The sequence below is a fragment of the Pseudoalteromonas sp. SCSIO 43210 genome (assembly GCF_054133285.1).
Genome location: NZ_CP087225.1, coordinates 3,524,321 through 3,538,723, shown reverse-complemented (window position 1 = coordinate 3,538,723; position 14,403 = coordinate 3,524,321). Strand labels below are relative to the sequence as shown.

General features: G+C 38.3%; 9 protein-coding genes and 15 tRNA genes. 16 read left to right on the top strand and 8 right to left on the bottom strand.

Annotated elements, in window-relative coordinates; translation table 11 throughout:
• Positions 1 to 214: 214 nt before the first annotated feature.
• The 7 genes from LOS73_RS15260 to LOS73_RS15230 all read right to left on the bottom strand — a co-directional run bounded on the left by LOS73_RS15260 (position 215) and on the right by LOS73_RS15230 (position 1,348).
• Positions 215 to 290 (bottom strand) — tRNA-Val (locus LOS73_RS15260).
• A gap of 61 nt (positions 291 to 351) precedes the next feature.
• A tRNA-Val gene (locus tag LOS73_RS15255) sits at positions 352 to 427 on the bottom strand.
• Between the two features lie 32 nt (positions 428 to 459).
• Positions 460 to 535 (bottom strand) — tRNA-Val (locus tag LOS73_RS15250).
• Positions 536 to 583: 48 nt separating this feature from the next.
• Positions 584 to 659: transfer RNA gene (locus tag LOS73_RS15245), tRNA-Val, on the bottom strand.
• Positions 660 to 812: 153 nt separating this feature from the next.
• Positions 813 to 888: transfer RNA gene (locus tag LOS73_RS15240), tRNA-Val, on the bottom strand.
• Positions 889 to 1,044: 156 nt separating this feature from the next.
• Positions 1,045 to 1,120 (bottom strand) — tRNA-Val (locus LOS73_RS15235).
• Positions 1,121 to 1,272: 152 nt separating this feature from the next.
• Positions 1,273 to 1,348, bottom strand: a tRNA-Val gene (locus tag LOS73_RS15230).
• 1,166 nt (positions 1,349 to 2,514) lie between these two features.
• On the opposite strand from LOS73_RS15230, the gene LOS73_RS15225 reads away from it, so the two are divergent.
• The 10 genes from LOS73_RS15225 to LOS73_RS15180 all read left to right on the top strand — a co-directional run bounded on the left by LOS73_RS15225 (position 2,515) and on the right by LOS73_RS15180 (position 4,568).
• A tRNA-Ala gene (locus tag LOS73_RS15225) sits at positions 2,515 to 2,590 on the top strand.
• Positions 2,591 to 2,627: 37 nt separating this feature from the next.
• Positions 2,628 to 2,703: transfer RNA gene (locus LOS73_RS15220), tRNA-Glu, on the top strand.
• A 144-nt stretch (positions 2,704 to 2,847) separates the two neighbouring features.
• A tRNA-Glu gene (locus tag LOS73_RS15215) sits at positions 2,848 to 2,923 on the top strand.
• Between the two features lie 93 nt (positions 2,924 to 3,016).
• A tRNA-Glu gene (locus tag LOS73_RS15210) sits at positions 3,017 to 3,092 on the top strand.
• Between the two features lie 182 nt (positions 3,093 to 3,274).
• A tRNA-Glu gene (locus tag LOS73_RS15205) sits at positions 3,275 to 3,350 on the top strand.
• 182 nt (positions 3,351 to 3,532) lie between these two features.
• A tRNA-Glu gene (locus LOS73_RS15200) sits at positions 3,533 to 3,608 on the top strand.
• A gap of 93 nt (positions 3,609 to 3,701) precedes the next feature.
• Positions 3,702 to 3,777 (top strand) — tRNA-Glu (locus tag LOS73_RS15195).
• A 183-nt stretch (positions 3,778 to 3,960) separates the two neighbouring features.
• A tRNA-Glu gene (locus LOS73_RS15190) sits at positions 3,961 to 4,036 on the top strand.
• 34 nt (positions 4,037 to 4,070) lie between these two features.
• Positions 4,071 to 4,265, top strand: a complete 195-nt coding sequence (locus tag LOS73_RS15185) for a hypothetical protein (RefSeq protein ID WP_457933933.1) — start codon at positions 4,071 to 4,073, stop codon at positions 4,263 to 4,265.
• Between the two features lie 36 nt (positions 4,266 to 4,301).
• Positions 4,302 to 4,568, top strand: a complete 267-nt coding sequence (locus LOS73_RS15180; RefSeq protein WP_149606181.1) for a DksA/TraR family C4-type zinc finger protein — start codon at positions 4,302 to 4,304, stop codon at positions 4,566 to 4,568.
• Positions 4,569 to 4,860: 292 nt separating this feature from the next.
• On the opposite strand, the gene gloA is transcribed toward LOS73_RS15180, so the two are convergent.
• Complete coding sequence (gene gloA, locus LOS73_RS15175; RefSeq protein WP_007378595.1) at positions 4,861 to 5,247, bottom strand: lactoylglutathione lyase; 387 nt, start codon at positions 5,245 to 5,247, stop codon at positions 4,861 to 4,863.
• A gap of 674 nt (positions 5,248 to 5,921) precedes the next feature.
• Between gloA and LOS73_RS15170 the strand changes: the two genes are divergently transcribed.
• The 6 genes from LOS73_RS15170 (at position 5,922) to LOS73_RS15145 (ending at position 14,084) form a co-directional block, all read left to right on the top strand.
• The gene (locus tag LOS73_RS15170) at positions 5,922 to 6,800 is read left to right on the top strand and encodes an NAD(P)-dependent oxidoreductase (RefSeq protein WP_002962960.1); all 879 of its coding nucleotides are present in this window, start codon (positions 5,922 to 5,924) and stop codon (positions 6,798 to 6,800) included.
• 148 nt (positions 6,801 to 6,948) lie between these two features.
• Positions 6,949 to 9,207 carry a chondroitinase-B domain-containing protein gene (locus LOS73_RS15165; protein ID WP_457933932.1) on the top strand — a complete coding sequence of 753 codons (2,259 nt, stop codon included), beginning with the start codon at positions 6,949 to 6,951 and terminating at the stop codon, positions 9,205 to 9,207.
• 5 nt (positions 9,208 to 9,212) lie between these two features.
• Entirely contained in the window at positions 9,213 to 11,423 is a 2,211-nt protein-coding gene (locus LOS73_RS15160) for a heparinase II/III domain-containing protein (RefSeq protein ID WP_457933931.1), read from the top strand.
• A gap of 5 nt (positions 11,424 to 11,428) precedes the next feature.
• Positions 11,429 to 11,773 carry a cupin domain-containing protein gene (locus LOS73_RS15155; RefSeq protein ID WP_002962963.1) on the top strand — a complete coding sequence of 115 codons (345 nt, stop codon included), beginning with the start codon at positions 11,429 to 11,431 and terminating at the stop codon, positions 11,771 to 11,773.
• Between the two features lie 2 nt (positions 11,774 to 11,775).
• On the top strand, positions 11,776 to 13,077 hold the full coding sequence (locus LOS73_RS15150; RefSeq protein ID WP_007378592.1) for an MFS transporter: 1,302 nt from the start codon (positions 11,776 to 11,778) through the stop codon (positions 13,075 to 13,077).
• A 74-nt stretch (positions 13,078 to 13,151) separates the two neighbouring features.
• Positions 13,152 to 14,084, top strand: a complete 933-nt coding sequence (locus LOS73_RS15145) for a sugar kinase (RefSeq protein ID WP_033040596.1) — start codon at positions 13,152 to 13,154, stop codon at positions 14,082 to 14,084.
• Positions 14,085 to 14,403 lie beyond the last annotated feature (319 nt).

The following is a 14,403-nucleotide window of genomic DNA, read 5'->3' as shown; positions in this document are numbered from 1 at the left end:
TACTTATATGTGGTGGGTGATTACTTGGCTTGATACCTGTGACCCTCGCCATTATTTGTAAAGGGTGGCGATGCTCTTTTTCTTACGGCTAAGTTAATTACATACGACTTATATATTGAGTTTTTATAAAGTTCTTAAATGTATTTAATATGGGAAGAAAGAGTTATTACTAGAGAAGTTATTATTAAAGGAGTTATCTAATAGTACTTATATGTGGTGGGTGATACTGGACTTGAACCAGTGACCCTCGCCTTGTAAGGGCGATGCTCTCCCAACTGAGCTAATCACCCACATATAATAGGTATGCCTGTTATTTAATTCTTTATTATCAATTAACCGCTTGATGTAATTTGGTGGGTGATACTGGACTTGAACCAGTGACCCTCGCCTTGTAAGGGCGATGCTCTCCCAACTGAGCTAATCACCCAAATTACATTTTAATATGCACCATTCTAGGAATGGTGGGTCGTACTGGACTTGAACCAGTGACCCTCGCCTTGTAAGGGCGATGCTCTCCCAACTGAGCTAACGACCCATATTAAATTTTAAAACGCGACTATTGATATAATAATAGGTTTATATGTGGTGGGTGATACTGGACTTGAACCAGTGACCCTCGCCTTGTAAGGGCGATGCTCTCCCAACTGAGCTAATCACCCACATATAAATTAAAACGCTACTATTAAGATAAATAGTACTGGACTTTAACCAGTGAACCTCTCCGTTACTTGTAAATAGCGGTTATGCTCTCTTTTTTCTAACTGAGCTAACGACCCATTTAGATTTTATTGTAATATGCACCACTTAAAAAGTGGTGGGTCGTACTGGACTTGAACCAGTGACCCTCGCCTTGTAAGGGCGATGCTCTCCCAACTGAGCTAACGACCCATATTACATGCTACTACCTAGATAGTACTGGACTTTAACCAGTGAACTTCGCCATCTTTTATAAAGGCGGTGATGCTCTCTTTTCTTGTAACTGAGCTAACGACCCATATTACAATTTTAAAACACGACTATTAATATAGTAATAGATTTTATATGTGGTGGGTGATACTGGACTTGAACCAGTGACCCTCGCCTTGTAAGGGCGATGCTCTCCCAACTGAGCTAATCACCCACATATAAATTAAAACGCTACTATTAAATAAATAGTACTGGACTTTAACCAGTGAACTTTGCCGTTACTTGTAAGTAGCGGTAATGCTCTCTATTTTCTAACTGAGCTTATGACTCATATAGAATTTAGATGTGAACACTTTAATTAAAAAGTGGTGGGTGATACTGGACTTGAACCAGTGACCCTCGCCTTGTAAGGGCGATGCTCTCCCAACTGAGCTAATCACCCACATCTAAACAACATTGCATTGCTGCGTTGTTGTGGGGCGCTATTATAGATAGAGTTGAAAATGTGTCAACACTTGAATGATAAAAATGTACTGAACGAAGGTTTTATAAACAACAGGATGCGATTGAAGTCTATTTTATCATCAAATTTAAGGTTGCAGTTCAATTAAACACCTAAAAGTGAGCAGGGAATTGTAGTTCTATTAATCTTAAATTTAGTTTTACGATACTCATTGTTTTTTATTGGAGTCGTTTTTATGACTATGAACAAGATGAATTAACATTAGGGCAAGTTATTTAGAGAGTAGAGCTGGCTTTTAAAAATGAATTTAATTTAAACTTCCCAAAACAAATGATATTTACGGCATCCTAAACCCTATTTTTATTTTTGTACTTGCTTTATTTTTATAAGCCAACCTAGCCAATTCGTAAATATCCATTCTTCACTACTAGCTCTTCGGGTTAAAACTAAATAGATCACATATAACTAGTGCGTGTTGACCTTTGTGGATTGAACCCAAAGGGCAGCGCATGTTTGGACTTTATGCGGCGTTATCGCCTATTCATGGGTAATAACCAAACTACATAGGCTCTGCCTTGCCTAAAAACCTAACATACTGCTGCAAATTCACCCATCAAAGATCAACACGCCCTGAAGTTTTGTGCATAGAATTACGAAACTGCAATGCTCTTTAAAAAATGTTCTTCAAACAATAATCAAGTTTTTCCAGTACGAGCTACACTGGTTATTAAGCGAGTGAAAGCTGCTGTACTCTCAAATCCACATTTAAGCTTTGGTAATTATAAGCAATTGTAACTTTTAAAAGATTAATGCGATTAGTCAGGCCTTAATGGGTAGTTTTTAGATAAGTTCAATTTGCATATAAATGTATACCTTTACTTAGATGCAGCTTTAGTTGCATTAATTAGGAAGAGTAGGGTGTTATTGAGTATTAGCTGCAATATAGTGATGTTATTATAAGCAGTAGAGCGATAATTTTATTCAGATCGTATTTTTTAGCACGCTTGATAGCCAGTTTGTTGAAAATTAAACCATTTAAATAAAGCTAGGTAAAAAACTGTTGACTTTATTTTGGGTGGTGCATAGAATGCGCCCCGCACTAAGCAATACACGATGTGTTCATCACGACGAGTATTGATTAAGTTGGGGCCATAGCTCAGCTGGGAGAGCGCTTCGCTGGCAGTGAAGAGGTCTGCGGTTCGATCCCGCATGGCTCCACCAAAAATTAGTGTTTTGTCCTAGGGTAGCAGTTTTCTGTGTCCCCATCGTCTAGAGGCCTAGGACACCGCCCTTTCACGGCGGTAACAGGGGTTCGAATCCCCTTGGGGACGCCACTTAACTTTTGTTAGTTAAAGGCGGTTTTACCGAGAAAATAGCGTCACAATTAAGGCTCGAGTCTTTACTTGTATTAAACGCAATTACCTTAAAGCTCATGATGTGAGTTAAACTTATCAAATGTCCTAGTGACACATTTATGTGTCCCCATCGTCTAGAGGCCTAGGACACCGCCCTTTCACGGCGGTAACAGGGGTTCGAATCCCCTTGGGGACGCCACTTACTTATTTTTAATAGGAAAGTGTAGTGTTATTAAGAAAGCTCGCCTGAAACGAGTTTAAAAATTCAGTTGTCCTAGTGACACATTTATGTGTCCCCATCGTCTAGAGGCCTAGGACACCGCCCTTTCACGGCGGTAACAGGGGTTCGAATCCCCTTGGGGACGCCACTTATTATTTTAAGTATTGTGTAAAGCAGTGTGACACCGCACTCTCTATGCACGACGTTATCAAGAGTACTAATCTCTTGGGGACGCCACTTACTTATTTTTAATAGGAAAGTGTAGTGTTATTAAGAAAGCTCGCCTGAAACGAGTTAAACTATTCAGTTGTCCTAGTGACACATTTATGTGTCCCCATCGTCTAGAGGCCTAGGACACCGCCCTTTCACGGCGGTAACAGGGGTTCGAATCCCCTTGGGGACGCCACTTACTATTTTAAGTATTGTGTAAAGCAGTGTGACACCGCACTCTCTATGCACGACGTTATCAAGAGTACTAATCTCTTGGGGATGCCACTTACTTATTTTTAATAGGAAAGTGTAGTGTTATTAAGAAAGCTCGCCTGAAACGAGTTAAACAATTCAGTTGTCCTAGTGATACATTTATGTGTCCCCATCGTCTAGAGGCCTAGGACACCGCCCTTTCACGGCGGTAACAGGGGTTCGAATCCCCTTGGGGACGCCACTTACTTATTTTTAATAGGAAAGTGTAGTGTTATTAAGAAAGCTCGCCTGAAACGAGTTTAAAAATTCAGTTGTCCTAGTGACACATTTATGTGTCCCCATCGTCTAGAGGCCTAGGACACCGCCCTTTCACGGCGGTAACAGGGGTTCGAATCCCCTTGGGGACGCCACTTACTTATTTTAAGTATTGTGTAAAGCAGTGTGACACCGCACTCTCTATGCACGACGTTATCAAGAGTACTAATCTCTTGGGGACGCCACTTACTTATTTTTAATAGGAAAGTGTAGTGTTATTAAGAAAGCTCGCCTGAAACGAGTTTAAAAATTCAGTTGTCCTAGTGACACATTTATGTGTCCCCATCGTCTAGAGGCCTAGGACACCGCCCTTTCACGGCGGTAACAGGGGTTCGAATCCCCTTGGGGACGCCACTTACTTATTTAATAGGGAAGTGAAGTGTTATTAGTGTTGAAAAATCCAAAAATCCAAAAATCCAAAAATCCAAAAACCCAAAAATCCAAAAATCCAAAAATCCAAAAATCCAAAAATCCAAAAATCCAAAAATCCAAAAATCCAAAAATCCAAAAATCCAAAAATCCAAAAATCCAAAAATCCAAAAATCCAAAAATATTCAGTACTTATAAAGATTCAATTTGGTAGCATAAATTTAAACATCCAACTTTATTAGGAGGATTTATGGCAAGTGGATGGGCACGAGACGGTGCAATTCAAGATCAAATTGATGCAAGTGTTAACGACGCCGTGCAGTTTGCAAGAAGCAATTTAATATCTGGCGCAAGTGCAGAGCTATGTGATGAGTGTGATGAGAAAATCCCACAAGCGCGAAGGCTCGCGTTACCTGGAGTGCGTTATTGTGTTGCATGCCAAGCTGCAATAGAAGGTAATGGTACTAGCGCTAAATCGTTTAATAGACGTGGCAGTAAAGATAGTCAGTTGCGTTAAAAAGGTGCTGAAAAGCACCTTTTTATTTAATACCAATCTAAATAAGTATTTGAAATTTATAAAATTAAATCCCTCCATAGTTATACCAACCAGCATGAATCTTTGAACAATTTAACGAATTAAATTGCACTATAACGTCGTTAAAAATTTTCATTTAGAACAACTAGATACAAAAATTTTTGCCTAGTTCTAGCGTAATTTTCTTAACGTTAAATAGACCCCATATATAAGCAGACTAGCATTAAGCAAATTGTTATAACTTGAATTAGTTGGTAGGTAATTTAAGATTCACTCATATTTTTTTCTGAATTAACTCAATTGCATAACCATCAGGGTCTTTTACAAAAGCAATTTCAGTAGTACCACCTTTTACAGGCCCAGGTTCACGGCTTACATTGCCACCGGCAGCTTTAATATCAGCACATGCTTTGTAAATATCATCAAACTCAATAGCAATATGGCCATATCCATTACCAAGGTCGTAGCTATCTTCGTCCCAGTTATAAGTTAGTTCTAACACTGTGTTATCTACTTCATCGCCATATCCAACAAAAGCAAGCGTGTATCTGTATTCACTGTTATCGGCTCTGCGTAATTCCTTCATACCTAGTATTTCAGTATAAAAAGCAATTGATTTATTCAAATCGGCTACACGCAGCATAGTATGTAATAAGCGCATTTTTACTACCTTAGTTTCATTTATTAAGCTGTTATTTACTGCACAGTGTATGAGCTTTATGCGCTTTTGCAATAGATGAAGGCAAGCTAGGCAAATAAAATCGGTTGAGCTAATCCTGTTACAACATTTATTTATTGATTTACTTTATTTTTGTCTAATATAACAAGTTTAACAGTGAAAGTTTGATTATTGGTCAACCTGTGAATGGTTATGAAAACATTTAAATATTTATTGGAAATTATTGCTTGAAATATGGTTTTTATTAACCAAGTTGTTGTTATTAAGTAACTTAGTTGTTTTTGGTTTAATGCATTGTAAATTGACATGTTTTACAAAGTTAACTTATTGGTTGACAAAATTACTGTATGGTAATAAAGTTTTTGCATACCAATTGGTAACCTCTGTTTTCAGGGGGTTAAATATGTTGGTAAATTATCAGAGTAATACTTAGTCGTAGTTAATATATAACCAGTAATGTTTCAGCCAAATAAGACAACTTATTTATAGGTAGAGTTATTTTATATAGCAAAATTGCAGAACATAGATGGTTTATTTCATTAGCTTACTAAGGGTTACTCTACTGAATTAAAATAAAGACAGAGCGTACCTATTTTATGGGGTAAATCATTACTCATACTCATAAAAGTTTGCGCCATCATATCTAGGAGTTATTCATGTCAAAACCTGTTATTGGTTTCATTGGTCTAGGCCTTATGGGCGGCAATATGGCCGAAAATTTACAAAACAAAGGCTATGAGCTAATTGTTATGGACCTTAGTAAAGATGCGGTTGCAGCATGTGTTGCTCGAGGTGCAAAAACAGCAAGCACTGCAAAAGAGCTAGCTGAAGGTTCTGATATTGTTATGTTTTGTCTTACAACGTCTGCCGTTGTAGAAAAAATCGTTTACGCAGAAGACGGTATCCTAGCGGGCATTAAAGAAGGTGCAGTATTAGTTGATTTTGGTACTTCTATCCCATCATCTACGAAAAAAATTGGTGCTGATTTAGCCGCTAAAGGCGCAGGCATGATCGACGCGCCACTAGGTCGTACACCAGCACATGCTAAAGACGGTCTTTTAAACATTATGGCTGCAGGTGATATTGATACATTCAATAAAGTTAAACCAGTACTGGAAGATCAAGGTGAAAACGTTTTCCATCTTGGCGAGCTAGGTGCAGGTCATACAACTAAGCTAATCAACAACTTTATGGGCATGACGACAGTTTGTGCTATGTCACAAGCATTTGCAGTGGCAGAGCTTGCTGGTGTTGATCGTCAACAACTTTTCGACATCATGTCGACTGGTCCATCTAACTCACCGTTTATGCAATTTTGTAAAAACTATGCAGTTGATAATGTTAGCGACCTTGGTTTCTCGATTGCTAATGCAAACAAAGATTTAGGCTACTTCCTACAAATGGTAGAAGACCTAGGTACTGAATCAAAAATCGCTGAAGGTTCATCAGCTAACCTACAAGCAGCGTTTGACGCTGGTATGGGTCAAGGTAACGTTCCTGAAATTTTTGATTACTTCAAAAAGTTAGAAAAGTAATACTTCTCGACCTTATTGAGCGCTTTAAGTTTTTAACTTAAGGCGCTTTAACACACATGACACCAATTGACTAAAGTCTTTGTGCAATGTCAGCTTTTTTAAATTCTGATGAAGCATTACTTTCAGTCACAACGAAAAAGAGTTAACTATGCGTTTGATTAATACAATAAAGCTTAGTCTAGTTCTCATCGGTTGCATATCCACACAAATAGCGGCCAAAGATTATTTTATAGAAAGTAAACAAGCTTTTAATGATATCGCAGCCAATCTAGTTGCTGGCGACAAAGTAGTACTTAAAAATGGTACTTGGTCTGACTTCGAAATCCTACTTGAAGGCCAAGGTACAAAAAACTCTCCTATTATATTAACCGCTGAAACTAACGGAAAAGTAATTCTATCAGGTCAATCTAACCTAAGACTTGCAGGTAAATACCTTGAAGCCTCAGGTTTAGTATTTAAAGACGGCTACACACCGAGCTCAGCTGTAATAGAATTTCGTAAAAATAAAAATGAATTAGCCTACAATTCACGAGTTACTCAAACAGTAATCGATAATTACAGTAATCCAGACAAACGAGAGTCTGATTATTGGGTTGCCTTATATGGACAGCATAACCGCTTTGATCATAGTCATTTAGTTGGCAAACGAAATAAAGGTGTGACAGTTGCTGTTCGTTTAAACACTAAAGCAAGCCAGGAAAACTATCACCACATAGACAACAACTATTTTGGCTACCGTCCTACTTTTGGTTCGAACGGTGGTGAAACCCTGCGTATTGGCACCAGCCACTACTCACTAACTGATTCGCATACATTGGTTGAAAATAATTACTTTGAACGTACCAATGGTGAAGTAGAAATTGTTTCGGTTAAATCAGGCAAAAACATCCTTCGTAATAACGTATTTTATGAAGCGCGCGGTACATTAACGCTGCGCCATGGTAATGGTAATCTTATAGAAGAAAATATTTTTATTGGTAATGGTGTTGATCACACAGGTGGTATCCGCGTTATCAATAAAGATCAAATTGTAAGAAATAACTACCTACAAGGCCTAACAGGCTATCGTTTTGGCAGTGGTTTTACTGTGATGAACGGCGTACCAAATTCATCTATTAATCGTTATCACCAAGTAGAAAATGCGACGATTGAAAACAACACATTTATAAATGTGCGTCATATTCAACTTGCTGCAGGTAGCGATGCTGAGCGTAGCGCAACCCCTAAAAATAGCGTAATGAAAAACAACTTAATCATAAATCAAGATGGTGAACAGCCATTTACCACATTCGACGATGTAAGCGGGCTGGTACTAAGTAACAACATTGCAGATACAAAAGTGCTTTCTGAGCTAACTTACGGTGTAAAAAAAGAAAAAATCACGCTTGAAAAAGCAAGTAATGGTCTACTTTACCCAACATCTAAAAGTTTAAATGTAGGTGCAAAGCGCGATTTAAAAGTACTTAAAAAAGAAGATACCGGTGTTAGCTGGTATGCAAAAGTACCTGCTTTAGTTGATTTTGATTCTGGTAAGACACATTCTGTTAAAGCTGATGTAAGTGCATTACTAGACGCTATTGATAATGCAGAGTCTGGCGATGTTCTAGAACTAGCGCCTGGCCAGTATGATGTTTCTAAACTGGTTAAAATTGATAAAACGTTGACAATTAAAGCGAAGCAGAGCGCAAAGTCTAAACTTACTTTTCAACGCTCTACCTTGTTTGAAATACATGATGGCGGCAGCTTAAAACTAGATGGTTTATCAATTTCAGGTGAAAACGCGCCAGATGCAATAGGTAACAGCATTGTTCGTACGCAAAAATGGGGTATGGTTGATAATTACCGCTTTGTAATGACCAACTCACAGTTAAATGCTTTAGATATTAATCATTCATTCCATTTCTTTATCACTGGTAAAGGCGCAATGGCTGACGAAATTATTGTTACAGATAATACCTTTAATGCAGTAACTGGCGATATTTTACGTTTAAATACTGAAATTGAAGACTTAGGTGTTTATAACGCCGAATACGTTATTGTCAATAATAATACATTTAATGATGTAAAAGGCGGCATAGTTAAGCTTTACCGTGGTGGTTCTGATGAAAGTACATTTGGCCCCCATTTTGAAATGACAAATAACACGCTTAATAACGTCGGCCTTGGTAAGCGTAACAAAGAGCAAGCGAGCATTTATGTTCACGGTGTTCAGGTTACTAATATCAAAGATAATAAATTTGTTAAATCTGCTCCTATTGTTGTAGAGCACACAGTAGGCGAGCCTAAAACTGAAATCTCAGACAATACATTTGATGCAACTAAAGCACCAAGTGTTAAAGAACTAAGAGTTAAAGGCCCACACACGGCAGTATTAAAAAACAACAACATTTTAAATAAGGCAGGGTAAATACTATGTACTTATTAAAATGCCAAACAGGTTTTAAAATAGCCGCTGTAGCTGCACTTACATTACTAACATCATTGGGGGCGCATGCAGCGCACCCAAACTTAGTAATTACTACTGATGATGTTAAGCAAATGCGCCAAGCAATAGGCAGCGAAGGTAAATTTTCTACTGCGTTTGAGCTATTAAAAGCGCAAGTAGACGAACAAATAGCTCAACCAATTGCGGTACCTGTACCAAAAGATGGTGGTGGTGGTTATACACATGAACGCCACAAAAAAAATTATCAGCTTATGTATAACGCAGGCATCATTTATCAACTAAGCCAAGATGATAAATATGCAAACTATGTACGTGATATGTTGCTTGAGTATGCAAAATTATACCCAACGCTTGGTCTGCATCCAAAACGTAAAATGGACTCGCAAAATCCAGGTAAGTTTTTTTGGCAAAGCCTAAATGAAGCAATGTGGCTTGTGTACACAATACAAGCTTATGATCTAATTCATGACTCGTTAAATGCCGATAACATTAAAACAATCGAGAATGACTTACTCCGTCCTGTTTCGTTGTTCACGTCTGTAGGCCAACCCTCTACATTTAATAAAGTACATAACCATGGAACATGGGCAACAGCGGGTGTTGGCATGGCAGGGTATGTATTAGGCGAATCTGAGTGGGTAGAAAAATCATTATACGATTTAGAAAAGTCGGGTAAGGGTGGCTTTATTAAGCAGCTAGAGATGCTGTTTTCACCACAAGGTTACTATAACGAAGGTCCTTACTATCAACGCTTTGCACTATTACCCTTTGTAACGTTTGCTAAAGCGATTGAAAATAACGAACCACAACGAAAAATATTTGAATATCGTGATGGCATATTATTAAAAGCGATTGATACGACGATTCAACTTAGCTACAACGGTTTGTTTTTCCCAATTAACGATGCAATAAAAAGTAAAGGTATCGATACCATTGAGTTAGTTAATGGTGTAACGGCAGCCTATGGCTTAACCAACGATGCGGGTTATTTAGATATTGCTAAGCAACAAGACCAAATAATTCTCTCTGGTGATGGACTAAAAGTAGCTCAAGCACTTGATAACAACATGGCAAAACCTTATTCGTTTAAATCTGTTGCCTTCGGCGATGGTAATGACGGTAAACAAGGTGCTCTAGTTGTAATGAGAACGCAGGTAGGTGGCGATCAAGCACTGCTATTTAAACCTGCTGCACAAGGCTTAGGTCACGGTCATTTTGACAAACTAACATGGCAATTTTACGACCACGGTAATGAAATTGTATCTGATTATGGCGCAGCACGTTTTTTAAATGTAGAAGCTAAATACGGCGGTCGTTATTTACCTGAAAACGAAACTTACGCTAAACACACTGTTGCGCACAATACGGTAGTGGTTGACGAAACAACGCATTTTAATGCAAATGTTGAAGTAGGAAATAGTAATTACCCTACACTTAACTTTTTCGAAACAAATGAATACGGCACGATTTCAAGCGGCGAAATAAGCACAGCTTATAACGGCGTTGATCTTGAGCGTACGCTTGCACTTATTAACTTACCTGAACTACAAAGCACAGTTGCACTTGATATATTTGATGTTGCTGCAAATGAAGCGCATCAACTTGACCTGCCTTTGCATTATAAAGGTCAGCTTATCGATACCAGCTTTGAGTTAAAAGCAAATGCAACACAACTGTCTGCGCTAGGTACTAAAAATGGCTACCAACATCTATGGCTTAAAGCTCAAGCGCAACCTCAAAGTGGTTTAGCTAAAGTAACGTGGCTAAACGAAAATGGTCGCTTTTATACGCAAACGAGCTTGGTTAAAGGTGATGAGTCTTTCTTGTTTACTCAAATAGGCGCAAATGACCCTCACTTTAATTTACGCAACGAAAACGGTTTTATTCGTCGTGTTGAGGGTCAAAAGCAACATAAGTTTATATCTGTATTAGAGCCACATGGTGAGTACAACCCAAGTAAAGAATATACCCTAGAAGCTGTTAGTCGAGTTACAAAGCTTGAATATAGTCAGCAGGGCGATTTAACACTTGTTGAACTTGATATTAAAGGCAACTCATATTTAGTGGCAATTAATAAAGCACCAACATCAGCTAAAAACACATTCAATTATCAAAATAAAGAGTTCACTTTAAATGGCCGATTAGGCGTTTATATGATGAACAATAATCAGGAGTAAATAGGATGCAAAAGCAAAGCGCAAACTTTTCATTTGGTAACGAGACCGAAATAGAAGACTTAGGAAATGGTCTAAAACGTCAAATGCTAGGTTATAACGAAGAGCTAATGGCTGTTAAAATTTGGTTTGAGAAAGGGGCTATTGGTTATAACCATGCTCACAGACATTCTCAAGTAACGTATGTTGTTGAAGGTGAGTTTCACTTTAACATTGATGGCGTAACTAAAATCTTAAAACCGGGTGATAGCTGCTTAATCCCACCATTTGCTGATCATGGAGCTACCTGTCCAACAGGCGGAATCCTGATTGATACTTTTAGCCCAGCGCGTGAAGACTTTCTTGAGGATTAATTATGCAACTTAAAGGCTTACGTTGGTGGGTTATAGCGCTAATTGCGCTAGCTACCATTATTAACTATATAGACCGCCAAGCACTTAGTGTGCTTTGGCCGGACATTGTTGAAGATTTATTTCCTGATGAATCAGCGCTAGAACGCAAACAAATATACGCTAATATTTCAATTGTGTTTGTATTTGCTTATGCATTTGGTCAAGCCATATTTGGTAAAATATTTGACTGGGTAGGCACACGCTTCGGTTTTGTACTGTCAATAGGTGTTTGGTCTATTGCAACCGTTGCGCATGCATTTGCACAAGGTGTACTTAGTCTTAGTATTTTTCGCGCAATCTTAGGTGTAGCAGAAGCCGGTAATTGGCCAGGTGCAGCTAAAGGTAACGCAGAATGGTTCCCTACTAAAGAACGTGCTTTAGCACAGGGTATCTTCAACTCTGGCGCCGCAATTGGCGGTATTATTGCTATTCCTTTAATTGCTTATTTAACTATCTACTTTAGCTGGCAAATGGTGTTTGTTTTTGTGGGCGTATTAGGTTTTCTTTGGTTAGTGCCTTGGTTAATTTTAGTTAAAGCGCCGCCTAGCTCTCATCCTTGGCTTACAGCTGAAGAACGTGAATACATTTTAACAGGTCAAAGACGTGTTGATGATAATGGCGATGTAACAGGCGAAGAAGAATATAATCCTTCAACTGCTGAGTTACTTTCTCGTAAGCAAAGCTGGGGTGTAATCATTGCCTCTGCCGCAATTGACCCAATTTGGTGGTTATTTGTTTTTTGGATCCCTATTTACCTAAACGAAGTATACGGCATGGATGTTAAATCTATTGGTATATATGGTTGGGTACCTTATGTTGGCGCTATGTTTGGTGCTTGGTTTGGTGGCTTATTGGCACAAAACAGGCTTAAAGCCGGTTGGAATACAGATAAAACACGTAAGTTAACTATTACGCTAGGTTGTTTAATTATGCTACCAGCGTTACTTGCGATGGCCAATCCTGGCGGACCAACGACAGCGGTGCTTATTATGGCTGTTATTTTATTTGGTTTTCAAACTGCAATTGGTAATGTGCAAACACTACCAAGTGATTTGTTAGGCAAAAAAGCGGTAGGTACATTATCAGGTTTTTCTGGTATGGCGGCAAAACTTGGTGCTGTAGGCCTTACATCGCTTGTGCCTATTCTTACTGCTGATGGTAACTACACGCCAGCATTTGTAATTGGTGCTTCTTTAGCCATTATAGCAATGGCAGCTGTTTGGATTTTAATTCCAAAAATAGAACCTCTTAAAAAGCCTCAATAATCTAGATAATAACTGCTATGCCAACATATTCTGTATAAGCGCATAGCAGTTAACTACATAGGGTAACTTCCAAGATGAAAAATATTTACTTTATCGGTGAATGCATGGTCGAGCTTAGAGCTATGAGCGCAGGCACACTACACCAATCATTTGCAGGCGATGTTTATAATTCTGCAGTGTATTTAAAACGTTGCTTCCCGCAGGTTACTACTTCGGTTGTTACGGCTTTAGGTCAAGATAATTTAAGTAAAAAAATGCTAGAACGCTTTGAAAGTGAAAAAATAAATACACAACTTGTATTTGCTCACGACACCAAAGTACCAGGTATGTACTACATAGAAACCGATGAGCATGGTGAGCGTAGCTTTATTTATTGGCGTAATGATTCTGCAGCTAAAAAGGTTGTTGATTTTTTAGATTCTGATGCGCTCGAGCAGCTTAGCCAAGGTGATATGTTTTTCTTTTCAGGAATTTCATTAGCAATAATTGAAGAAAGTGCACGTAAGCACTTTTGGAAAGTTGTAAAGCAGCTTAAAGATGCTGGGGTTAAAATAGTTTTTGATCCTAATTACAGAGCGCGTTTGTGGAATAGTGTAGAGGAAACTAAAGAGCAATATCATTTAGCTTTTACGCTTGCAGATATCACCCTACCAGGGGTTGAAGATTTAACAGCACTTTATGACGTACATAGCGTAGAAGCGGTTGTTGAATATTTAAAACCTTACCAAATTGAAGAAATTGTTGTTAAAAATGGCCCTGAATCGGTAGTGACAAAAGAGGGCGATACGCTTCAAAGCCACACCATAATACCGGTAACAAATGTTGTAGATACGACATCCGCTGGCGATGCCTTTAACGGTGTTTATTTAGGTGCTCGTTTAACTGATAAATCAATTTCAAGTGCTGTACAACTTGCTGCAAAAGCAGCAGGTGCTGTTATACAACAGCCAGGCGCAATTGCTCCAAAAGATATATTTCAGCTAGCAATGGCTGAAGCTGGGAGCTGATACCAATTTTATTAAAAACATGATCACCTTAGCGTATTAAATAACTCACTAACTACGTTAAAAATTATTTATATAGAGCAACTATGTATCATAATTTTAGCCTTGTTATTGAGCTATTTTCTTGTCGCTATAATAGCTCATTAATTTAATGCAATTGGTATAACAAAATAATTAACCTGAACTCTGGTTAAGAGATTTACTAACATATTGAATCATGGTGATATTTAAAATTATTTTCTCTAGCTAGAGATTGTCAGTGAAAACAAGGCGAATTTACGCGTCAATAGCGGGCCTATTGCAAGTAAATTCAACACAGTTA

What these genes read in the sequence shown, in the direction of transcription:
- LOS73_RS15155 (WP_002962963.1), top strand. Translation starts at nt 11,429, where the DNA reads ATGCAAAAGCAAAGCGCAAACTTTTCATTTGGTAACGAGACCGAAATA.
- LOS73_RS15180 (WP_149606181.1), top strand. Translation starts at nt 4,302, where the DNA reads ATGGCAAGTGGATGGGCACGAGACGGTGCAATTCAAGATCAAATTGAT.
- LOS73_RS15170 (WP_002962960.1), top strand. Translation starts at nt 5,922, where the DNA reads ATGTCAAAACCTGTTATTGGTTTCATTGGTCTAGGCCTTATGGGCGGC.
- LOS73_RS15160 (WP_457933931.1), top strand. Translation starts at nt 9,213, where the DNA reads ATGTACTTATTAAAATGCCAAACAGGTTTTAAAATAGCCGCTGTAGCT.
- LOS73_RS15150 (WP_007378592.1), top strand. Translation starts at nt 11,776, where the DNA reads ATGCAACTTAAAGGCTTACGTTGGTGGGTTATAGCGCTAATTGCGCTA.
- LOS73_RS15165 (WP_457933932.1), top strand. Translation starts at nt 6,949, where the DNA reads ATGCGTTTGATTAATACAATAAAGCTTAGTCTAGTTCTCATCGGTTGC.
- LOS73_RS15145 (WP_033040596.1), top strand. Translation starts at nt 13,152, where the DNA reads ATGAAAAATATTTACTTTATCGGTGAATGCATGGTCGAGCTTAGAGCT.
- gloA (WP_007378595.1), bottom strand. Translation starts at nt 5,247, where the DNA reads ATGCGCTTATTACATACTATGCTGCGTGTAGCCGATTTGAATAAATCA.